This window comes from Streptomyces sp. NBC_00440, assembly GCF_036014215.1.
Taxonomy (GTDB): domain Bacteria; phylum Actinomycetota; class Actinomycetes; order Streptomycetales; family Streptomycetaceae; genus Streptomyces.
In genome coordinates this window covers 4,735,335-4,755,324 of record NZ_CP107921.1, presented here as the reverse complement: position 1 = coordinate 4,755,324, position 19,990 = coordinate 4,735,335, and the positions used below count along the sequence as shown (strand labels likewise).

The window sequence follows — 19,990 nt, the reverse complement described above, 5'->3', positions numbered from 1 at the left end:
GTCGTCTTCCTCCCTGCCGGTCCTCGGTGGCCTGCCGGCCCTGGGTGGCGCGCTTGTCGTATGGGTTCACTGAGGCTAATGCTTGCGAACGCGGGCAGGAACACGTGCCCCGTACGGCAGCGGAGGCGGACCGGCGCGGTGTCCGACCGGATGTCGGCGCAGCCGAGGGGGCCCGGCCAGCCGGGTGCCCCCTTCGCCCTGATTTCCTCTTCGCAGATTGCCTCTTCGTGTGCGATCCGCGGGATGCACGGTGCCGGTCAGGAGCGAGCTGCGCCGGTGATGATCCGGACGGGGCTCTCCAGGCACATCGAGAAGCCGGAGCTGCACCAGCTAGACTGCCGGGAGGGCGTACAACTCGTTGCCGTGTGCGGCCATGAGCCGGGCGCCCGCTGCCGCGACACGGTAACGGTCGTCAAGGCTGCGGCCGTCGTTGTACGTCCAGCGCAGGCTCCCCGTCTTCGCGTCGATGGCATAAACGCCGCCGCTCTCGAAGACCGAGGCCGCGTACAGGGTGTCGCCGACCTTCACCAGATTGTCCGAGAAGGGTTTGCGGGCGAGGTCGCCGCTCATCCATATCTTCTTGCCGGTCTTCGGGTTGATGGCCCAGACGCCGCTGTCGTAGTCGAAGGCATACGCCACACCGTCGAAGACGAACGGAGGCTCGAACCCCCGGCGCCCGGCAGGAGGAAGCGTCCAGAGCGGATCTCCGGACTTGAGGTCGAACGCGCGCATCGTCTTACCGCTGACCATGACGGTGTTCGCATGCACCCCGACCTTGTTCGCAGTGGAACCGTCGCCGACCTTCTTGCTCCACAGCTGCCCGCCGTTGGCGCTGTTACGCACGGTGAGGTTCTTTCGTCCGTCCGTATAGACGAGACAGCCCGGCACCACCGTCAGCGCAAAGCCGAAGTCTTCCGTTCCCTCGTCGCGCGGTTGCTGCCAGGCGAGTTTGCGGGTTTTGATGTCGATGGCCACGATCGCGGTGAGGTTCTTCTTGATATCGCTGTCCTGGACCTCCGCGATGCCGTAGATCCGCTTGTCATCAGCGCCTATGGGAGCTTTCGCGCTCAGCTTCCCTCCGAGGCGGGTGCGCCACGCCTCTTTGCCGGTCTTCGCGTCGATACCGACGAGCGTGCCGTCGTAATCGCCGCTGCCGCAGAAGAACATCCCGCCCGAGGCGACGATTTTCCCGGCGCCATCCGTCGTCTCCAGCTCTCCGGTCTTCCATCGGCGGGCACCGGACTTCACGTCGAAACCCTGCATCTCATCGCCACTGATGACTGCCACATCACCGATGACGAGCGGCGGGACATCGTAATCGAGGTTGTCGTTACCCGGAGTCTTGTGCCAGAGCGGCTGCGGGGCGACTCCGTTCGGCGGGGTCGTGAAGGCCTCGGGCTTCTCCGTCGGCTTCACGACGGGATTCGTACCGCTATCGCGGGTGGCCAGCCAGGCTCCGCCGGCGCCCACCACCGCCACCCCGGTGACACTGCCCGCCGCTATACGGAAGAACCGGCGGCGGCTCGGGGCTGCGGGCGCGCTGGTGTCACCCGCGCTGTTCGCCAGGGTCGGGACTGGACCGAAGCCCTGGGGAGCTGCCGCCGGGAAGGCCGTGGCGGTCGGCAGCCCGTGGGCAGCGCCAGCGGCCGTTACGGTCTCCGCCCGCGCCGGCACCGGGATGTCGCCCCCCGTCGGGGTGTCGAGGTCCAGGATGCGCGAGGCATGTGTGGCGATCGTCGAGGAGACCGCCGAGGGGAGCCAGTCGGCGAAGACCTCGCCCGTGTTTTTCGGGTCGAGCGACTGGAGGATCTCAGCCGGGGTCGGGCGCTGCGCCGGATCCTTGGCCAGGCAGGCGCGGATCAGGCCGGTCAGCATCTGGGGGACACCCGTCAGGTCCGGCTCGGCGTGCACCACCTGGTAGAGCATCGTCGCCGCGGCGACCGCATCGCCGAACACATTGCGCCCGGTCGCCGCGAAGGCGAGGACCACACCGAGCGAGAACACGTCTCCGGCCGTGCCCACGTCCTGTCCCATCGCCTGCTCCGGTGGCATGAAACCGGGTGAACCGACCACAACTCCCGTCTGTGTCAGGCGGTTTCCGTCCACCGCTCGCGCGATGCCGAAGTCGATGACGCGCGGGCCGCCCGCGGCGAGCAGCACATTGGACGGCTTGAGGTCGCGATGGATCAGGCCGGCCGCGTGGACCTCCTGCAGCGCCGCGGCGAGACCCGTGCCGAGGGCCCGTACGGTGTGCTCGGGCAGGGGCCCGTGGGCCTCGACAACGTCCGTGAGGTCCGGGCCGAGGACGTACGCCGTTGCCAGCCAGGGCAGTGGCTCGTCGGGAGCTGCGTCGACCACCGGTGCGGTGTAGCGGCCCGAGACCCGGCGGGCCATGTCCACCTCGTGGCGGAACCGTTCCCTGAACGCCGGGTCCGCGGCGAGGTCCTGGCGTACCACCTTCACCGCGACGGTGCGGCCGCCGGGTGAGCGGGCCAGGTACACCCGGCCCATTCCGCCCGCACCGAGCCGGCCCAACAGCCGGTAGTTTCCCAGCGTTCGGGGGTCGTCCGGCTGCAACAGGTCCATGTCAGTGTTCCTTAGGGTGTCTGCTCGTCAGGCTCGGTGCCTTCGACACCTTAGAGAGTGCTGTGTGACGTCGTACGCCTAAGGTCGGCAAACGGGACGGGCTCCCGCCACGACCCACGACCATGGGTTCACGAGCGCCGGACCGTCCCGCTCGGGATTTCCGGCCGCCGGCGCGGAGGGAGCTCTCCGGCCCGCCTCGAACGAAAATGTCCCGTAATCCCTGAGGGCTCAGGGATTACGGGACATCATCGGCCTCGGCGGGCGGGTGGCAGCGGGGCGCGCCCGCCTTCCTCCGCTCCGGGGCGCCGCTCGGTCGTCAGTGGCTGTCCACGCCGTCGCCGGGGACGGCGTTCTGGGGCGACTCGTGCCAGTTGGTGACGATCGGCTTGTCGACGGTGATGCTGCCGGTGGGCAGGCTGACCGGGTCGGTGTGGTCGTCCTGGCTCACCGCGGTGATGATCTCGTTGAGTTCCTTGCCGCCATCGGTGTTGGTGGTCTTGGGGTTCACCCCGGCGTAGGCGGTGGTGGCGCCGCTCAGCTTCACCGGGTCTCCGACGGACTGCTCGGCCGGTCCCGCTTCCGTGCCGTCGGAGCCGAACGCCACCATCGGGAGCGCGGACGGGAGCGTGCAGGTGATACCCGGCTTCGCCTTCACCGAGATGAGGATGTAGCCGCCGGCCTGGGTCTCGGACTTGGCGCCCCACTTCAGGTCGTTGGCGCCGCAGGCCTGCCCGTAGCCGCTCTTGTCCCCGCTGCTGCTTCCGCTGCCCTTGCTCTTGGCTGCGGCGCCGTTCGACGAGGTGCCGCTGTTGCCGGATGCGCTGCTGTCGTCGCCGGACGTGGCGCCATCCGCCGACTTGCCCTTCTCCGCCTCAGCCGAGACGTCCTTGCCGCCTGAGCTCCCGGCCTTGCCTGCGGTGTCCTGGGCCTGGTCCGCGGAGTGTGCCGCGGCGGCCGAGTCGGACCCGCCCTGGCAGGCGGTCAGCGACAGGACGGCGGCTACCGCCATGGCGGCCAGGGTGGACGTGCGGATGAGGTTCTTACGCATGGGTGGGCTCCCCGTAGTGATCGGACTGCTTCAGCAGAGATCGGACTGCTTCAGCCGGACGCGGCGCCAGGCTCGCGCCCTGCCGACGACAACGAGCTTCGTGGGAGCCGGGCATACCCGCAATGATCTACCGGAAAGGAGGGACACTGGAACGGCGAAACGGCCTCTGACCTGTGGGAACGCCGTACCGCTGGAACGGTCGCCCGGGACGGCGGTACGGGCCGGAACGCTCATCGGTCCGTATCGGCCCGTAGTGGAAAGCGGCCCGAACGGCATGTAACGGGAGCGGCCGGGGGCCGTCAGGGGCGATCGTGGGCGCCCAACAGCGGCGCCCACGGTCCGGAGTTCGGGGTTCGGGGTTCGGCAACAGCCCTCAGGAGCCGAGCAGTTCGACGTGCACGTCCGACGGGAAGCCCGTCGTGGAGCCGACCCGTCGTGCGAACTCCTTGACGCCTTCCAGCTGGTCGGCGCCGAAGCGGAAGTCCAGTGTCGTGAAGTAGCGCTCCAGCAGCTCCGCGTCGAAGACCTCCCAGTGCGATGCCTGCTCGGCGACCTTGGTGACCTCTTCGAGGGACACGTCGCGGGAGGACAGGAACGCCTCGTGGACCGCCTTCACGACCTCGGGCTCGCGCGCGGCGTAGTCCTTGCGGGCGGCCCAGACCGCGAAGACGAACGGCAGCCCCGTCCACTCCTTCCACATCTGGCCCAGGTCGTGGACCTGGAGGCCGAGCTTGGGGGCGTCGTGCAGTGCGGCACGCAGCGCCGCGTCGCCGATGAGGACCGCCGCGTCGGCCTCCTGCATCATCACGCCGAGGTCGGGCGGGCACCGGTAGTAGTCGGGCGTGACCTCGTACCGCTCGGCCAGCAGCAGCTGCGCCAGGCGTACGGAGGTGCGCGAGGTGGAGCCGAGCGCCACCCGCGCCCCGTCGAGCTGCTCCAGCGGCTTCTTGGAGACGATCACGCAGGACATCACGGGACCGTCGCAGCCGACCGCCAGGTCGGGGAAGGCCACGAGGTCGTCGGCGTTCTTGAGGAACTCGACGAGCGTGACGGGCGCGATGTCCAGGTCACCCCTGACCAGCTGCTCGCTGAGCTTCTCGGGGGTGTCCTTGGTCAGCTCCAGATCGAGCAGGGTGCCCGTGCGCGCCAGCCCCCAGTAGAGCGGGAGACAGTTCAGGAACTGGATGTGCCCGACGCGGGGCCGGCTGCGACGGTGGTCGGCTTCGGCGGCGTGTTCTTCGCCGTGTTCCGCGGTGTGCGCGGGGGCGGTCCCGGTGGCGTGTCCGGTGACGGGTGCGGCGGCCTCTTCGGCGTATGAATTGTCCACATCGTGAGGCTAGACCCGCGTTGTACGCTGGAAAACGCAGGGTGGTCCGTCAGCATGACGCACCGCGGCCAAACGTCCGGGTGAAGTGATCTTCGCCTCTACCGCGGGCGCGCGGGCGCGTGCTAGGCTCGCCGCAAGTTGCAGTTTGGTTTCCCTTGCAGTACAGAGCCTGCGGAGCATGTGACCCGCAGGCTTTTGTAGTTTTCAGACTTCTTAGCAGGTTCTGGAGCAGGGCAACCCTTTGGCCCAAGGAGGGCTTATGGCTACCGGAACCGTCAAGTGGTTCAACGCTGAAAAGGGCTTCGGCTTCATCGCCCAGGACGGCGGCGGCCCGGATGTCTTCGTCCACTATTCCGCGATCAACGCGTCTGGTTTCCGCTCGCTTGAGGAGAACCAGCTCGTGAACTTCGACGTCACGCAGGGCCCGAAGGGTCCGCAGGCGGAGAACGTCACCCCGGCCTAGTTGCCCGGGCCGATCGGATCGCGGTCGGGATAGCACCACCCAAGGAGCCCCTTTCCGTACGTTCGCGTACGGAAAGGGGCTCCTGCCTTTTCCGGCACCCGGCTATGGACCGCCGATTGCCGCCTACCACTGGCTGTCGCCTATCGCCGGTTGTCGCCTATCCCCGGTTGTCGACTACCGCCGGTACATCTCCTCGATCTGCTCGCCGAAGTCCTTGGCTATAACCGCCCGCTTCAGCTTCAGCGACGGTGTCAGATGCCCGCTCTCCTCCGTGAAGTCAACCGGGAGTACCGCGAACTTCCGGATCGACTCGGCTCGCGACACCAGCCGGTTCGCCTCGTCGACCGCCCGCTGCAGTGCTCCCCTCAACTCCTCGTCGTGGACCAGTTCCCGCATCGGGACACCCGTCTTCTTCCGCATCAGCCGCCAGTGCGCGAGGCCGTCCGGCTCCAGGGTGATCAGCGCCGTGACATAGCTGCGGTTGTCGCCGACGACCATGCACTGTCCGACCAGCGGATGCGCCCGCAGCCAGTCCTCCAGGGGCGCCGGCGCCACGTTCTTGCCGCCCGACGTGATGATGAGGTCCTTCTTGCGGCCGGTGATCGTGAGGTAGCCGTCCTCGTCCAGCTCGCCCACGTCGCCCGTGGCGAACCACTGGCCGGAGCCGAGCCCGGCGCTGCCCGCGTACTGCCCGGCCCCCGCGCTCTCGCCGCGCTGCCCGTCCCAGTAGCCGCTGAAGACCTGGCCGCCGCTGAGCAGCACCTCACCGTCGTCCGCGATCCGGACCGCCGTGCCGGGCAGCGGCCAGCCGACCGTGCCGAGCCGCGGCTTCATCGGCGGGGTGACCGTCGCGGCGGCCGTCGTCTCGGTGAGGCCGTACCCCTCGAAGATCTGGATTCCGGCGCCCGCGTAGAACGCCGCCAGCCGGTGGCCGAGCGGGGAACCGCCGCAGATCGCGTACTTCACCCGGCCGCCGAGCGCCGCACGTATCCGCCGGTAGACCAGCGGGTCGTACACGGCATGGGCCAGCCGCAGGCCCGTCCCCGGCCCGGAGCCGGTGCCGTGCTCGGCGGCCTCCAGCGCCTGCCCGTACCGCTGCGCGATCCGCGCCGCGCGGTCGAAGGACGAGGCCCGGCCCATCTTCTCGGCGGTGGCGCGGCCGGTGTTGTAGACCTTCTCCAGGACGTACGGGATCGCCAGCAGGAACGTCGGACGGAACCCGGCAAGGTCCGCCAGCAGGTCCTCCGTACTGATGCTGGGTGCGTGCCCGAGGCGCACCCGGGCCCGCATACAGCCGATCGCCACCATCCGGCCGAAGACATGGGAGAGCGGCAGGAAGAGCAGCGTCGACGGCGGGTCCTTGGTCACCGATCTGAAGACCGGGTGGAGCAGTTCGACCGCGTTGTCCACCTCGGCGAAGAAGTTGGCGTGGGTGAGGACGCAGCCCTTGGGGCGGCCCGTGGTGCCCGAGGTGTAGATCAGGGTGGCGACGGCGGCCGGCGAGCGCCCGGCCCGGCGTTCGGCCACCGCTTCGTCGGGTACGTCCCGGCCCGCGTCCTTCAGGATGCCGATCGCGCCGGTGTCGAACTCCCAGAGGTCCGCCAGGGCGGGCAGCTGACGGCGCTCCACGCTGACCAGCCTGGCCTGCTCCTTGTTCTCGACGGCGCAGGCGACCGCGCCGGAGTCCTGGAGGATCCAGCGGACCTGGAAGGCGGAGGACGTCGGATAGACCGGGACGGTGACCAGACCCGCCGCCCAGGAGGCGAAGTCGAGGAGCGTCCACTCGTAGGTGGTCCTGGCCATGATCGCGATACGGTCGCCGGCCGCCAGGCCCGCTGCGATGAGTCCCTTGGCGACGGCCTGCACTTCGAGGGCGAACTCCATGGACGAGACATCGGTCCAGCGGCCGTCCGGCTGCTTCCGGCTGAGCACCGGTTCGTCGGGGGCCTGGTGGGCGTTGTCGAAGGGGATGTCGGCGAGCGAACCGTACTCGACGGGCCGGACCAGTGGCGGTACGGAGACCTCCCGCACCGTCCCGTCCACGCGCCGCTTGCGCGGTTCCAGCTGCTGCACTGACACGGGCACGGTCACTTGCGGCTCCTCATGTCGTGATGTCGTGGTACGTCAGCCAGGGCGCTCTCCCGGGCAGGTGTGTTCTGCCCGGCAGGTGTGTTCTGTCCGGGGGTGTGTTCTGCCCGGGGGTGTGTTCCGCCAGGCAGGTCAGGGGCGTTCGAGGATTGCCGTCACGCCCTGGCCGCCCGCCGCGCAGAGGGAGATCAGCCCCCGCCCGGGAGCCTCCCGCTCCGCGAGCAGCTTGGCCAGGGTGGCGACGATGCGGGCGCCGGTCGCAGCGAAGGGGTGGCCCGTCGCGAGCGAGGAGCCGGCGACGTTGAGCTTCGCCCGGTCCACCGGGGCGAGTCCCTGCTTCTCCCAGGCGGCGAGCGTGGCGAGCACCTGGGACGCGAACGCCTCGTGGATCTCGAAGAGATCGAAGTCGTCCAGGGTGAGGCCGGCGCGCTCCAGCATTCGCGGAACGGCGTACGCGGGCGCCATCAGCAGCCCGTCGGGGCCGTTGACGTAGTCGACGGCCGCCGTCTCGTACAGCGTCAGATACGCCAGCGGTTCGAGTCCGCGCTCGCGCGCCCACTCCTCGCTCGCCAGCAGCACGGTCGCAGCGCCGTCGGTGAGCGGGGTCGAGTTGCCCGCGGTCATGGTCGCGCCGGGCTCTCTGGCGCCGAACACCGGCTTCAGCGTGGCGAGTTTCTCCACAGTGGACTCCGGGCGGAGGTTCTGGTCCCGGGCCAGGCCGTGGAAGGGAGTCACCAGGTCCTGGAAGAAGCCGCGTTCGTACGCGGCGGCCAGCCGCTGGTGGCTGGTGGCGGCCAGCGCGTCCTGGTCGGCGCGGCCGATGTCCCATTCGCGGGCGGTGCGCGCCGCGTGCTCCCCCATCGAAAGCCCGGTGCGGGGCTCGGCGTTGCGCGGAATGTCCGGGACGAGGTGGCCGGGGCGTACACGGGAGAGAGCCCTGAGGCGCCCGCTCACCGACGTGGCCCGGCGTGCGTCGAGGAGGATCTTCCGCAGCTCGTCGTTGACGCCGAGAGGCGCATCGCTCGCGGTGTCCGAGCCGCCGGCGATCGCCGAGTCGACCGCGCCGAGGGCGATCTTGTTGGCGGTGGCGATGACGGCCTGGAGTCCCGTACCGCAGGCCTGCTGGATGTCGTACGCGGGCGTGCGCGGGTCGAGACGCGAGCCGAGCACGGTCTCCCGGGCGAGGTTGAAGTCGCGGCTGTGCTTGAGGACGGCGCCCGCGACGAACTCGCCGATCCGCTCGCCCTCCAGGCCGAACCGCTCGACCAGTCCGTCCAGCGCCGCTGTCAGCATGGACTGGTTGGACACGGTGGCGTACGGACCGTCCGAGCGGGCGAACGGGATGCGGCTGCCGCCGACCACTGCGACCTTGAGAGGCATCATGCCCGGCGTCATCGCGGCCTCATCTCGGCATCATCTCGACCAGCTCCTGACTCTTGAGTAACCTTACTCAAGAGTAAATCTACGATGCCGTAGGGAGCCTGGACAATGGCCGATCGCTATCTGCACTTCACCAGCACAGCACCCGGCCGTTTCCTCACCAGCAGGCTCGGCCTGCCCCAGCCGGCCGAGCTGCGCCGCTGGTCGGCCGAACGCCCGTGCCTTGAAGGGCCCTTGCTCCATGTGACAGCGGGCGGACCGTCGCTCGCGGGGCTGCCGGGGCTGGCGGAGGTGCTCGCCCGCACCGGCCTGAAGGCCGCGGAGCCCACAGAGCCCACGGGTCCCGCAGCGGAAGGTGAACGGCCGGCCGGCGTGGTCCTGGACGCCACCGGTGTCGTCACGGTGGCCGGTCTCGCGGAGGTGCACGGCGCGCTGCATCCCGTCGTACGGTCCCTCTCGCCGGGCGGCCGGGTCGTGGTGCTGGGCGCCCCGCTCTCCGACGAGGACCACCACCAGGCTGCGGCGCAGCAGGCGCTGGAGGGTTTCGTACGGTCCCTGGGCAAGGAGATCGGCCGGGGCAGGACCGTCCAACTGGTCAGGACGGTCTCCGCGACGGCGGCCGAGTCGACGCTGCGGTTCCTGCTGTCGCCGAAGTCCGCGTACGTGAGCGGGCAGGTCATCGAGATCGGCGGGCCAGGGACGGACACCGGCACCGCGGCCCCCGCGAACCGGGACCTGCCGCTCGCCGGCCGCACGGCGTTGGTCACCGGCTCCGCACGCGGCATCGGCGCCTCGGTCGCCGCGACTCTCGCCCGTGACGGGGCGAAGGTGTTCTGCCTCGATGTCCCGCAGTCCCAGGCAGAGTTGACCCGTACGGCCGACTCACTCGGCGGAACCGCCCTGCCCCTGGACATCACCGCGGCCGACGCTGCGGACCGGATCGCCGCCGCGCTCCCCGACGGCCTGGACATCCTGGTCCACAACGCGGGCATCACCCGCGACCGCCGCCTCGCCAACATGGCCGCCGACCGCTGGGCGAGCGTGCTCGACGTGAACCTGGACAGCGTGCTGCGGACGACGGACGGCCTGCTCAAGTCCGGCACACTGCGACCGGGCGGCCGCATCGTCGCGACGGCATCGATCGCCGGGATCGCGGGCAACACCGGCCAGACCAACTACGCAGCCAGCAAGGCCGGCATCATCGGCCTGGTCCGGACCCTCGCCCCCCGGCTCGCAGAACAGCACATCACGCTCAACGCCGTGGCCCCCGGCTTCATCGAGACCAGGATGACGGCCGCCGTACCGCTCTTCATCCGCGAAGCGGGACGGCGCATGAACTCGCTGGGACAGGGTGGCCTCCCGGTGGACGTCGCGGAGACGACCGCCTGGTTCGCCCACCCCGCGTCGGGCGGCGTCAACGGCCAGGTCGTACGGGTCTGCGGCCAGAGCCTGCTGGGGGCATGAGGGGCGCCGACCGCCCGGCCACCGGCCCCTCGCTTCTGCCCGCCGGGCGAGCCCTCGCTCCACCCTCCGGCCCGCCGCCTCGCTTCACCCTCCGGTAGGCGCCACGGCCCATGCCTCGATCTCGACCCGGAAGGCGGGATGCACCAGCCCGGCGACCTGTACCAGCGAGCAGGCCGGAGGATGTGCCGGATCCTGGTGCTCGTCGCGTACCCGGCGGAAGGCCGGAAGATCCTGCAAGTCGGTGAGGAACACGGTCAGCTTGACCACCCGCGCCAGACTCGAACCCGCCGCTTCCAGGGCGGTGGCCAGGTTCGCGTACACCTGCCGCACCTGGGCCTCGGCGTCGCCCTCACCCACTGGACGGCCCTCACCGTCCACCGGAACCTGACCCGAGACCGCGACGACCGTCCCCGTGAACGCCACAGCGTGGCTGTATCCGTTCACGGGTGGCGCCCCTTCAGGTCGCACGAAGTGCTGCACCGCTCCCCCATATCAACACCGACACGACAGCAACAGCAGACCCGCCCACGTCAGTGGTTGATCAGATGCGTACCGCGGCCTGGAAGCTGCCGATGGTGTTCATCGACTCGTAGCGGACATAGGCGCCCGGGTACGGGGCGTGCAGCACGGTGTTGTTGCCCGCGTAGAGCCCCACGTGCTGGGTGTTGTTGAAGAAGACCAGGTCGCCAGGCTTCAGCTGGCTGCGCGAGATGCGGGTGCCCTCGTTGATCTGGGTGTACGTGGTGCGGGTGATCTGGGCACCGGCCTGGGCGTACGACCACTGGGTCAGGCCCGAGCAGTCGAAGGCGTTGGGACCGGTGGCGCTGCGGACGTACGGCTTGCCCACCCGGGTCTCGGCGGCCTGGAGGGCGGCGGCGCCGAGGGCGGATGCGGGGGCCTCGTGGTCGAGTTTGACCCGGTCACCCGCGTCGCGGCTGGCGCGCACGTCGTCATCGTGCATCTTCGTACGCTCGGAGACGGTCAGGGTGTTGAGCACTTTCCGCGCCTCGGCGAGCTTGTCCTGCTGCTTCTTCTTGCGCTCCCCGAGCGTCTTACGGACGTCCGCGAGGTCGCGCAGTTTGCCCTGGGCCTCGGTGCGCTCCTGCGTGAGGGTCCGCTGCTTCTTCTGGATCTTCGCCAGGGCCTCGGCCTGCCTGGCCGTCAACTGGTCCAGGTCGGTGGCCCGGTCGAGGAAGCTGTCCGGGTCCGAGGCGAGGAAGAGCTTCACCGAGGGGTCGATCCCTCCGTCGCGGTACTGCGATGCGGCGATCGAACCGAGGCCGGCGCGGAGCGTGTTGAGCTCCTGCTGGCCGCGGGCCACCCTGTCCTGCAGCGCGTCGGTCTGCTTCTCCAGCTTGTCCTGCTGCTCCTTGGCCCCGTTGTACTGCTCGGTGGCCACCTCTGCCTCGTCGTAGAGCTTGTCGACCTTCGCCTTCACCTCGCTCTTGGTCGGCTTGGGATCGGCGTGAGCGGCCTGAGAGGTCAGGGCCACGGCCGCAGCGGCGGTCGCGGTCAGCACGGTCACGCGGGCACGGCTCGGCTGCTTGGGACGACGGTGGGACGCCACGAAGGCGAGCTCCTTCTTCCTCAGAGCCGCCTACCGGGTCATGGGGGGAAGTGCATCCCCGGCTCCGTGCACATCACGGACTCGGCGGTACCCCCGCTGACACCCCGGTTGGGTGATCAATCGCGCGAAGGTTCGAGGCCCAACCCTAGTGACCATCTTGTGACCATTACAATCTTCACAGCGAGAAACTCGGCACACGACGCACTTCTTTTACTCACAACGCACGCCGTGTAGCGGCGACTTGACGGCCCGTTGCGTAGCGGAAGTTTTCGATGCCGGGACGTCCCGATGCGCCGATGTCCATCCGGTCTACACCTTGTGTGCGAGAAGCTGGACTTCCTGGAACTGCCGCCGGTCCGTGGGCTTCGGCTCGGTCACCAGGCGGGCCGACTCGGCCAGTCCATGGTCGCGCAGGAGCTGAACGAGGCGATCGGGATACCAGCGGTAGGCCGTCGCGACCACATGGTCGTAGGACTGTGTCTCGTGGTGGGGGCCGTCAGTGGCGGGGAACTCGATCAACAGGTGCCCGCCGGGAGCCAGGACCCGTGCGAACTCGGCGAGGATGGCGGGCAGATCCTGCGGCGGAGTGTGGATGACGGACCACCGCGAGAGCACCCCGCCGAGCGCACCGTCCTCGATGTCCAGCGCGGCCATCGAGCCGACCTCGAACCGCATCCCGGGGTTGGCTTCGCGGGCCAGCTCGACCATCACAGGGGAGGCGTCGACTCCGAAGGCATTCAGGCCCAGCTCGCGGAGGTGGGCTGTGATGTGGCCCGGTCCGCAGCCGAGGTCCGCGACCCCGCCGCCGTTCGCCCGTACCAGCTCCGCGAAGGCACCCAGGAGGGCGCGCTCCAGAGGGCGGTCACGCAGGGAGTCGTGGAACTGCTCCGCGTAGGTGGTGGCGATGGCGTTGTAGGCCTCACGGGTGGCGCACAGGGTGTCGGGTTCGGTCACCCGGAGACCGTAGCGGCAGAAGGAGGAGAGTGCCTGCGTTTCAAGAGTGCGATCCCCCGGTCCGCCCGGCTTCCGGCCGGTCCCCGGGGAGGGAGCGATGAGTTCCGCCGGCCCGGGGAGTCTCACTCCGACCACCGTTGTCGACGACATGGGAAGAACAAATGGCTCAGCTGCTGAAAGTGCAGAACTTCACCGTCTCAAGTGACGGAATCGGCGCCGGCGAGGATCAGACCCTTGAGCGCCCCTTCGGCCACGTCGATCCCGGGAGGCTGTTCGCCTGGGCCGGCGCCACGGCGAGCTGGCCCATGCGCACCGACTCCGGGGGGAGCCGGGGCCTGGACGACTACCTGACGCGCGACTTCGCACGCAACATCGGTGCCGAGATCATGGGCCGCAACAAGTTCGGCCCCCAGCGCGGACCCTGGCCCAACGAGGAGTGGCGCGGCTGGTGGGGCGACGAACCCCCTTTCCACACACCGGTGTTCGTCATGACCCACCATGAGCGCCCTTCGTTCACGCTCTCCGACACCACGTTCCACTTCGTCGACGGCGACCCGGCCACGGTCCTGGAGCAGGCGCGGGAAGCAGCACAGGGCAAGGACGTCCGGCTCGGCGGCGGGGTCACCACCATCCGGGAGTTCCTCGACGCCGACCTCGTCGACACCATGCATGTGGCGGTCTCACCGGTGAAGCTCGGGTACGGACTGCGACTGTGGGAGTCCCCCGATGAGCTGCTCGACCGGTTCCACCTCGATGTCGTGCCCAGCCCGAGCGGGGTGACCCACCACCTGTTCTGGCGGAAGTGACAGGCCTCGGGTGGGCCACCGTGGCCCACCCGAGCGTCCTGCGGCCAGACCACTTCGTGGCATCAGCCCCCGGCAGGCCCGATGAGCTGGAGGTCCACGTACCCGGAGTGCGGACTGCTCTCGGCGGGGCTGCCGTCACCGACGTCGATGTCCGCCACCTTCCACAGGCGGCCGGCGAATTCGAGAGTGTCGCCCACCCGGGCGTCCCGGTAGGCGGCGTCCCCGCCGTCACGGCTCGCGATGCCGATGTCGGCGCGCGGGCCCTGGTTGATCTCCGTCACCACCGCGCTGTACTGCCCGCTGTACTCGTTGTTCGGCACGTGCCACCTGAGGCGGAAGCGGCCGTCGACCAGAGACGGCCACGTGGCCTCGGAGCTGGGCTGGGGTGACTCGGTCACGTTCTTCTGGCCCTTCGGTGTGAGTACCACTCGGTACGTGCAGATCTGCGCCACCGTGAACGAGGCACCGCCCACGGTGACGGCCTGGCCCGGCTTCACGGTCCATGCCCGGGTACCGGCTTCCGCCGAGCCGAGCCCTGTCCCGTTGGTCAGGACAGCGGAACGGGCCGAGCCGTCCGACCGGGCTTCCTTGTACGACACGTTTCCGGCACCGCCGGGCAGCTTGACGAAACCACCGCGCAGCACGTGGAGCCCCTTCGCGGCGGAATTACCCGCGCACACCGGGCCCTTGTCGCGGGGCGGGGCGGGGCTCGTCGTGGACGCGCCGGGGGGCGGGGTCTGCCCGGACTGCTTTCCGGACGAGCCGCAGCCCGCCGCGAGCAGCACACAGCCGACGACTGCGGCAAATCGGGCTGCCTTCATGACTTGGGCACCTCCAGAGCCTGCGGATTCCCGAAGAACTCTTTGTACTCGTCGGGGGTGGCCACGATGTCCTTGTTGGGCGGGCCCCATGGGTTGCCGAGCACGATGTTCCCGTTCTCGAACCCCTTGACGAAGTAGACGTGACGGGTGGAGAAAGTGGTTCCCCACTTGTCCTGGCCCTTCTTGTTCACATCGTCCCCGCTGCCTGTGCTGACAATCACCGGATGCCCCGAGTTGAAACTCGTCCGCACCGAATCCACGCTGTTGTCGATGCCCTTGGAATCGTGACCGGTGACATAAGGAGGGGCCTTCTCGTTGTAGTCCCACTCGATCGCCCCGTACGTCCCGTGCTCCGTACGGTCGTAGCGCTTGTCACCTTCATGGCCGTCCGGCGCGCCGCCGTCGTCGCCACCGTAGACGAGAGCGAACGCCTTCTCGTAGTAGGCGGGCCACATGGCTCCCTTGGCATGAGCCGTCATAGGAGTGCCGTCCTTGTCCAGCGGTACGTCCGGGGTGACGGTGACCCATCGCTGATTACCGTCCTTGTCCCAGATGCGGACGTTGACGGTGCCATTGGGATTCTGCTTGATCCCGTCACGGATGAACTGCGGGTTCACCTGAGCCGTCGACGTGAGTGATGCGATGTACCAGCAATCGCCGAACCGTCCTTGGTTGATGTCGGCAGCGTTGATGTCCTGCCCGTTGGAACCAGGGGCGAACAGAGGGTCGGACGGAATACCCCAGTGCATTCCCTTGGCGTCCGCTCCGGACTGGGAATTCTTGCCATCCAGATAAGCGTCCGTCGTGTCGAATCCCGGCTGCATTCCCGGAAAAGCCGCCTGGGCCTTGGCCCAGTGGGCGGGGCCGAGCTTCGCCAGGATCCTGCTGAGATGGTCACGGCGCTCACCCTCAGGCAGGCCGTTCTCGTCCCACCACTTCCAGCCGCTGTCATCCGTGTTGTTGATCAGGTCGTTGTAGCGCTTCAGATCGGCCTCGGGAACACGGTCGAAGAAGGCGTCCAGTTCAGCGGACGTCATCCCGTCCAGCATGCTCTCGACCTTCTTCAGATCGTCTCGGTTCCCGTTGGTGCCGAAGTCCTTGCCGTCGAGTTCCTTGATCTGCTTCAGCGCATCCTTGATGTGCTGCTCGTCGGCAGGGGCCTCGTCCGCGAAGAGGAGAGCCGGGTCGACCGCGTAGCCATGCTCGATGAGCATCTCGCACTCGTCGAGCTGCTTGCTGCGGCGATCCATCGACCCGGCCATGTTGCCCAGTTCGTCGTCCAGCACTCCGGGCATCTGCGCGGGCCCGCCGAACAGCGACGGCATGAAGAAGACCTGGCCGACCAGGGGCTGCAGGAGCGGGTCGGTGGTAGCCGGTTTGCCCTTCATGAGCTGGGTCGCCTCGGTGAGAACGGAGGCCAGGTCCCGGTGCAAGCCACGCGCGTCGCCGCCCAGTTTGCGCAGACTGGCGGCGAGGGCACGTATCTCTGTGCTGTCGAAGCCACGGAATTCGGTCAATGCCCCAGTCCCGTCTTCCGTTTGGCCGAGCCCGTCTTCGCCTCATCGTCGAGCCGGTCCGCCTCGGTGTCCCAGCGGCCCGCATCGTGCATGAGCGCAGACGCCATCTGCCCCAGCGTGCTCTTGCGATTCGCGATCTGCTGCGTCGATCGGGTGGCGAACGGCCCACGCCAGAGTGGAGGATCGGTCTGCTGGGCCTTCTTCGCCGCGCCGTCCAGATGGGGCCCGAGCTTCTTGGCGAGCGTACGAGCCCTGCGCGCACAGGCGCGCAGATCGCCTGCGCGCTTTTTCAGCTGCTCCGGTGTTTCCCCCGCCGGTTCGTCCGGTCGTGCCATGGTGCGTCCCCCAGCCCCGTCAACCCTCAGATCGACCGGTAAGGCTAACACCCCGCAATCCGGGCTCACTTGGGTTGCGGCAGACGCTGTGGCTCCGAACTGGCCGGCCTCGGCCAGAAAGAACTGGCCAGGGCCACATGTCGCGCTCGACCTCAGCTCCGCGATGGAACGGGGCACACGGACCCCGCAGCCGCAGAACCCCGGCCACCTCGACCAACGCCCGACCCGCGGGTAACCTTACTCTGGAGTAAATACCTTACGGATTACGGATCACGGAGCCCGGACCATGAGTGACCGCCTCACGCGCTCCCCCGGCCTGCTGCCCTCCATGGTGCGTGGGGCGGTTGCCTCGCCCTTCAAGCGTGGGGTGTCGGCCGAGGCGCCCCTGCCCGCGACCCGGCTGGTGCGGGGCGGGGTGCGTATCGATCCCGGGCGTCTTGACTCGTACGCGCGGGTCTGCGGCTTCGAGCGGGGCGGCCCGCTCCCCCTCACGTATCCGCATGTCCTCGGCTTTCCGCAGGCCATGCGGCTGATGTCCGCGCGGGCCTTCCCGCTGCCGGTTCTCGGGCTCGTCCATACCGGTATCGAGATCACCCGGCGGCGGGCTCTGCATCCGGGCGATGAGCTCGAACTCGCCGTCTACGCCGACGGGTTGAGGGCACACCGGCGTGGTACCGAAGTCGTCATGGTGACCGAGGCGCGGGTGGCCGGTGAGCCGGTCTGGGAGTCGCGGAGTACGTATCTGGCCCGGCACCCGGCGCCCGAAGGCGTGGCAGCCCGTACGCCGGACGCGCCGCCGCAGGCCGCGCGCCACGCCCTCACCACCGCCACCTGGGAGCTCCCCGCCGGCCTGGGCCGCCGGTACGGTGCCGTCTCCGGTGACCGAAACCCGATCCACCTCCACCCCCTCACCGCGAAGCTCTTCGGCTTCCCGCGCGCCATCGCGCACGGCATGTGGACCGCCGCACGCTGTCTGGCCGCCGTCGGGACCCCCGAAGACGTCCACGTACGCGTCGAGTTCAGGGCGCCGGTGCTGCTGCCGGGGACCGTGACGTACACCGCCGGAGCGGGTGCCTTCCAGGTCCTGAGCCAGGGGCCCCACGGGGCGGAACGGATCCACCTCACGGGCGCGGTGACGGCGCCCAGCGCTCCCCGTTCATAAGGTTCTCCAGGCCCGACCAGGCGAAGTTCATCAGCGTCGACGCGGCTTCCCTGGCCGGGACTCCGGGCATCCCGTTCGCCCATCCGGCGAGGGATTCCGCCGCACCCACCAAGGCCTGCGCGAGTCCCGCCACATCGCCGTCCGGCAGGGCCGGGTCGCGGTGCGCCTCGCGGGCGGCCGCCGCGATCAGGCCCGTCACGAAGTTCGTGATCTCGTCGCGCATCGCTGCGGCTTCGGCGGCGAACGGCTCCCCGTGCGTACGCGCCTGGTGGTGCAGGATGTTCCAGCCGTCCTGATGGCCCCGGGTGTGCTCGAAGAAGGCGCCGACGCCGTGCCACAGCTGCTGGTCCGCGGGGTCCGCCGGGTCCACCCCGGCGCGTACCGCGGCGACCAGGGACTGGGCCTCCCGGCGGATGCACGCAGTGAAGAGCTCTTCCTTGGAGTTCAGGTACAGATAGATCAAGGGCTTGGACACGCCCGCCAGTTCGGCGATCTCGTCCATCGAGGCGGCCCGGTATCCGCGCTGCCCGAAGGTCCGCACGGCAGCGTCCATCATCTGCCGCTCGCGCACCGCCCTCGGCATCCGCTTGGCCTTGGCCGCCTTGACTGCACCCACCTCAGAGCCCCTCCAGCCAGTTGGTACACACCAGGCAAGGGTACGGGTCCGGCCCCTCTCCGTCGTACGGAGAGGGGCCGGGTGGCGTGAAGTGAACGATCAAGCAGCGGTCAGATCTGCTGGGACTGTCAGGTCTGCCGGGACTGCCAGGTCTGTCAGGCCGGTCAGATGTGTCAGGCCTGTCAGGTGAGTCAGGCCGCGACCGGAACGGACTGCTTCTCCTCGACGTCGGCGGCGTGCACCTCGCGCTCGTCGACCGGGGAGGCCGAAGCGGAGTTGAACGCGTCGAGGTCCAGGATCTTCTCGCGCGCCGAGACGATGACCGGAATCAGAGCCTGGCCGGCGACGTTCGTCGCGGTGCGCATCATGTCCAGGATCGGGTCGATCGCCATCAGCAGGCCCACGCCCTCCAGCGGGAGCCCCAGCGTGGAGAGGGTCAGCGTCAGCATCACGGTCGCACCGGTCAGTCCGGCGGTGGCCGCCGAGCCGATGACCGAGACGAAGGCGATCAGCACGTAGTCCTGGATTCCGAGGTGTACGTCGAAGATCTGCGCGATGAAGATCGCGGCGATCGCCGGGTAGATCGAGGCGCAGCCGTCCATCTTGGTGGTCGAGCCGAACGGCACCGCGAAGGAGGCGTACTCCTTCGGCACCCCGAGGCGCTCGGTGACCCGCTGGGTGACCGGCATGGTGCCGACCGAGGAGCGGGAGACGAACGCCAGCTGGATCGCGGGCCAGGCGCCCTTGAAGAACTGCAGCGGGTTGACCTTGGCGACCGTCGCGAGCAGCACCGGGTAGACCACGAACAGCACGATCGCGCAACCGACGTAGATGTCGGCGGTGAACGTCGCGTACTTGCCGATCAGGTCCCAGCCGTAGTCGGCGATGGCGAAGCCGATCAGGCCGATGGTGCCCAGCGGCGCGAGGCGGATGACCCACCACAGGGCCTTCTGGAGCAGTTCGAGTACGGCCTCGCTGATCTTGAGGATCGGCTCCGCCTTCGCGCCGAGCTGGAGTGCGGCGATACCGGCGACGGCGGCCATGAAGACGATCTGCAGGACGTTCAGCTGGGTGAACGGCGTGACGACGTCCGTCGGCACGATGCCGGTCAGGAAGTCGATCCAGGAGCCGGACCCGTCGGGCGCCTTGCCGTCCTTGGGCGTGAGACCGGTGCCCGCGCCGGGGTTGGTGATCAGGCCGATCGCGAGGCCGATGACGACCGCGATCAGTGACGTGATCATGAACCACATCACCGTGCGGGTGGCCAGCCGGGCCGCGTTGTTGACCTTGCGGAGATTGGTGATCGACACCAGGATCGCGAAGAAGACGAGCGGGGCGACCGCCAGCTTCAGCAGCTGGATGAAGATGCCGCCGACGTGCTCCAGCGTGGACTTGAGCCAGCTGATGTCCTGGCTGCGGGCGAGCCAGCCGAGCAGGACACCCAGGACCAGACCGGCGATGATCTGGGCCCAGAACGGGAACTTGTCGGATATTCGGGACTTCGCCGGACCGGCGCTGGGACTGCCGGTCGAGTCGGCGGTGGAAGGCGCCGTGGGATTCGCGGCGGAATCCTCGGAACTCGCGGGACCTGCGGACATGGGGACACTCCGGTGAGGACGCAGCTGTGTGCTCGGTACGGAGCACGGGGGGACGGGGGCGCGGCGCCTGTCAGTGGGGGCGCCGCCGCATGAGGCCGATCAGAAGCGGCGACAGGCCGCGGACATGCAGCGGCAGAGATCGACATGCAGGCGCTCCACGAGCGCAGGGCTCCTGGGATGCGGGCGCACGGCTGTCTTCATGTCGAACACGTTAACACTTGAACTTTGAGTGCCTCAAAGCCGTTCTTTGGGGCAGGG

17 protein-coding genes are annotated in these 19,990 nt (G+C 68.9%); 4 read left to right on the top strand and 13 right to left on the bottom strand.

Translation table 11 applies throughout. The annotated features are described in order from the left end of the window. Window positions 1–330: 330 nt before the first annotated feature. From OHB13_RS21435 to OHB13_RS21425, 3 genes are all read right to left on the bottom strand, one after another. The gene (locus tag OHB13_RS21435; protein ID WP_328378176.1) at window positions 331–2,586 is read right to left on the bottom strand and encodes a serine/threonine-protein kinase; all 2,256 of its coding nucleotides are present in this window, start codon (window positions 2,584–2,586) and stop codon (window positions 331–333) included. Window positions 2,587–2,902: 316 nt separating this feature from the next. Further along, window positions 2,903–3,634 carry a DUF4232 domain-containing protein gene (locus OHB13_RS21430; RefSeq protein ID WP_328378175.1) on the bottom strand — a complete coding sequence of 244 codons (732 nt, stop codon included), beginning with the start codon at window positions 3,632–3,634 and terminating at the stop codon, window positions 2,903–2,905. A gap of 373 nt (window positions 3,635–4,007) precedes the next feature. Then, window positions 4,008–4,820, bottom strand: coding sequence for a menaquinone biosynthetic enzyme MqnA/MqnD family protein (locus tag OHB13_RS21425; RefSeq protein WP_266860798.1), 813 nt, complete (start codon window positions 4,818–4,820; stop codon window positions 4,008–4,010). A 400-nt stretch (window positions 4,821–5,220) separates the two neighbouring features. Here OHB13_RS21425 and OHB13_RS21420 point away from each other — a divergent pair, with 400 nt between their 5' ends. Beyond that, entirely contained in the window at window positions 5,221–5,424 is a 204-nt protein-coding gene (locus tag OHB13_RS21420; protein WP_008738468.1) for a cold-shock protein, read from the top strand. Window positions 5,425–5,598: 174 nt separating this feature from the next. On the opposite strand, the gene OHB13_RS21415 is transcribed toward OHB13_RS21420, so the two are convergent. Both OHB13_RS21415 and OHB13_RS21410 read right to left on the bottom strand, forming a co-directional pair. Continuing rightward, entirely contained in the window at window positions 5,599–7,515 is a 1,917-nt protein-coding gene (locus OHB13_RS21415; RefSeq protein ID WP_328378174.1) for an AMP-dependent synthetase/ligase, read from the bottom strand. Between the two features lie 129 nt (window positions 7,516–7,644). Beyond that, window positions 7,645–8,907, bottom strand: coding sequence for an acetyl-CoA C-acetyltransferase (locus tag OHB13_RS21410; protein ID WP_328378173.1), 1,263 nt, complete (start codon window positions 8,905–8,907; stop codon window positions 7,645–7,647). A 93-nt stretch (window positions 8,908–9,000) separates the two neighbouring features. On the opposite strand from OHB13_RS21410, the gene OHB13_RS21405 reads away from it, so the two are divergent. Continuing rightward, on the top strand, window positions 9,001–10,356 hold the full coding sequence (locus OHB13_RS21405; RefSeq protein ID WP_328378172.1) for a 3-oxoacyl-ACP reductase: 1,356 nt from the start codon (window positions 9,001–9,003) through the stop codon (window positions 10,354–10,356). A gap of 84 nt (window positions 10,357–10,440) precedes the next feature. Here the strand turns inward: OHB13_RS21405 and OHB13_RS21400 are convergent, their stop codons facing one another. The 3 genes from OHB13_RS21400 to OHB13_RS21390 form a co-directional block, all read right to left on the bottom strand. Beyond that, the gene (locus tag OHB13_RS21400) at window positions 10,441–10,836 is read right to left on the bottom strand and encodes a RidA family protein (RefSeq protein ID WP_328378171.1); all 396 of its coding nucleotides are present in this window, start codon (window positions 10,834–10,836) and stop codon (window positions 10,441–10,443) included. Between the two features lie 61 nt (window positions 10,837–10,897). Then, window positions 10,898–11,923: a C40 family peptidase gene (locus OHB13_RS21395; protein ID WP_328378170.1), complete on the bottom strand. Its 1,026-nt coding sequence runs from the start codon at window positions 11,921–11,923 to the stop codon at window positions 10,898–10,900. Window positions 11,924–12,232: 309 nt separating this feature from the next. Continuing rightward, complete coding sequence (locus tag OHB13_RS21390; RefSeq protein WP_328378169.1) at window positions 12,233–12,877, bottom strand: class I SAM-dependent DNA methyltransferase; 645 nt, start codon at window positions 12,875–12,877, stop codon at window positions 12,233–12,235. A 161-nt stretch (window positions 12,878–13,038) separates the two neighbouring features. On the opposite strand from OHB13_RS21390, the gene OHB13_RS21385 reads away from it, so the two are divergent. Then, complete coding sequence (locus tag OHB13_RS21385; RefSeq protein WP_266854505.1) at window positions 13,039–13,683, top strand: dihydrofolate reductase family protein; 645 nt, start codon at window positions 13,039–13,041, stop codon at window positions 13,681–13,683. A gap of 62 nt (window positions 13,684–13,745) precedes the next feature. Here OHB13_RS21385 and OHB13_RS21380 read toward each other — a convergent pair whose 3' ends face one another. The 3 genes from OHB13_RS21380 to OHB13_RS21370 are packed head-to-tail and all read right to left on the bottom strand — an operon-like array spanning window position 13,746 to window position 16,356. Next, a complete protein-coding gene (locus OHB13_RS21380; RefSeq protein ID WP_328378168.1) occupies window positions 13,746–14,504 on the bottom strand; it encodes a hypothetical protein in 759 nt (252 codons plus the stop codon). Next, complete coding sequence (locus OHB13_RS21375; RefSeq protein ID WP_328378167.1) at window positions 14,501–16,021, bottom strand: C2 family cysteine protease; 1,521 nt, start codon at window positions 16,019–16,021, stop codon at window positions 14,501–14,503. Before OHB13_RS21375 ends, OHB13_RS21380 begins: the two co-directional genes overlap by 4 nt. Continuing rightward, the gene (locus OHB13_RS21370) at window positions 16,018–16,356 is read right to left on the bottom strand and encodes a hypothetical protein (protein WP_266854508.1); all 339 of its coding nucleotides are present in this window, start codon (window positions 16,354–16,356) and stop codon (window positions 16,018–16,020) included. Before OHB13_RS21370 ends, OHB13_RS21375 begins: the two co-directional genes overlap by 4 nt. Window positions 16,357–16,642: 286 nt before the next feature. On the opposite strand from OHB13_RS21370, the gene OHB13_RS21365 reads away from it, so the two are divergent. Further along, entirely contained in the window at window positions 16,643–17,518 is an 876-nt protein-coding gene (locus tag OHB13_RS21365) for a MaoC/PaaZ C-terminal domain-containing protein (protein ID WP_328378166.1), read from the top strand. On the opposite strand, the gene OHB13_RS21360 is transcribed toward OHB13_RS21365, so the two are convergent. Together OHB13_RS21360 and OHB13_RS21355 are read right to left on the bottom strand one after the other, a co-directional pair. Continuing rightward, on the bottom strand, window positions 17,478–18,101 hold the full coding sequence (locus OHB13_RS21360) for a TetR/AcrR family transcriptional regulator (protein ID WP_328380360.1): 624 nt from the start codon (window positions 18,099–18,101) through the stop codon (window positions 17,478–17,480). The genes OHB13_RS21365 and OHB13_RS21360 overlap by 41 nt on opposite strands. A 224-nt stretch (window positions 18,102–18,325) precedes the next feature. Further along, the gene (locus OHB13_RS21355; RefSeq protein ID WP_328378165.1) at window positions 18,326–19,732 is read right to left on the bottom strand and encodes a dicarboxylate/amino acid:cation symporter; all 1,407 of its coding nucleotides are present in this window, start codon (window positions 19,730–19,732) and stop codon (window positions 18,326–18,328) included. Window positions 19,733–19,990 lie beyond the last annotated feature (258 nt).

Coding starts and splice junctions, on each gene's coding strand:
- OHB13_RS21420 (WP_008738468.1), top strand. CDS start 5,221: ATGGCTACCGGAACCGTCAAGTGGTTCAACGCTGAAAAGGGCTTCGGC.
- OHB13_RS21410 (WP_328378173.1), bottom strand. CDS start 8,907: ATGACGCCGGGCATGATGCCTCTCAAGGTCGCAGTGGTCGGCGGCAGC.
- OHB13_RS21435 (WP_328378176.1), bottom strand. CDS start 2,586: ATGGACCTGTTGCAGCCGGACGACCCCCGAACGCTGGGAAACTACCGG.
- OHB13_RS21355 (WP_328378165.1), bottom strand. CDS start 19,732: ATGTCCGCAGGTCCCGCGAGTTCCGAGGATTCCGCCGCGAATCCCACG.
- OHB13_RS21380 (WP_328378168.1), bottom strand. CDS start 14,504: ATGAAGGCAGCCCGATTTGCCGCAGTCGTCGGCTGTGTGCTGCTCGCG.
- OHB13_RS21405 (WP_328378172.1), top strand. CDS start 9,001: ATGGCCGATCGCTATCTGCACTTCACCAGCACAGCACCCGGCCGTTTC.
- OHB13_RS21430 (WP_328378175.1), bottom strand. CDS start 3,634: ATGCGTAAGAACCTCATCCGCACGTCCACCCTGGCCGCCATGGCGGTA.
- OHB13_RS21360 (WP_328380360.1), bottom strand. CDS start 18,101: ATGCCGAGGGCGGTGCGCGAGCGGCAGATGATGGACGCTGCCGTGCGG.
- OHB13_RS21365 (WP_328378166.1), top strand. CDS start 16,643: ATGAGTGACCGCCTCACGCGCTCCCCCGGCCTGCTGCCCTCCATGGTG.
- OHB13_RS21385 (WP_266854505.1), top strand. CDS start 13,039: ATGGCTCAGCTGCTGAAAGTGCAGAACTTCACCGTCTCAAGTGACGGA.
- OHB13_RS21370 (WP_266854508.1), bottom strand. CDS start 16,356: ATGGCACGACCGGACGAACCGGCGGGGGAAACACCGGAGCAGCTGAAA.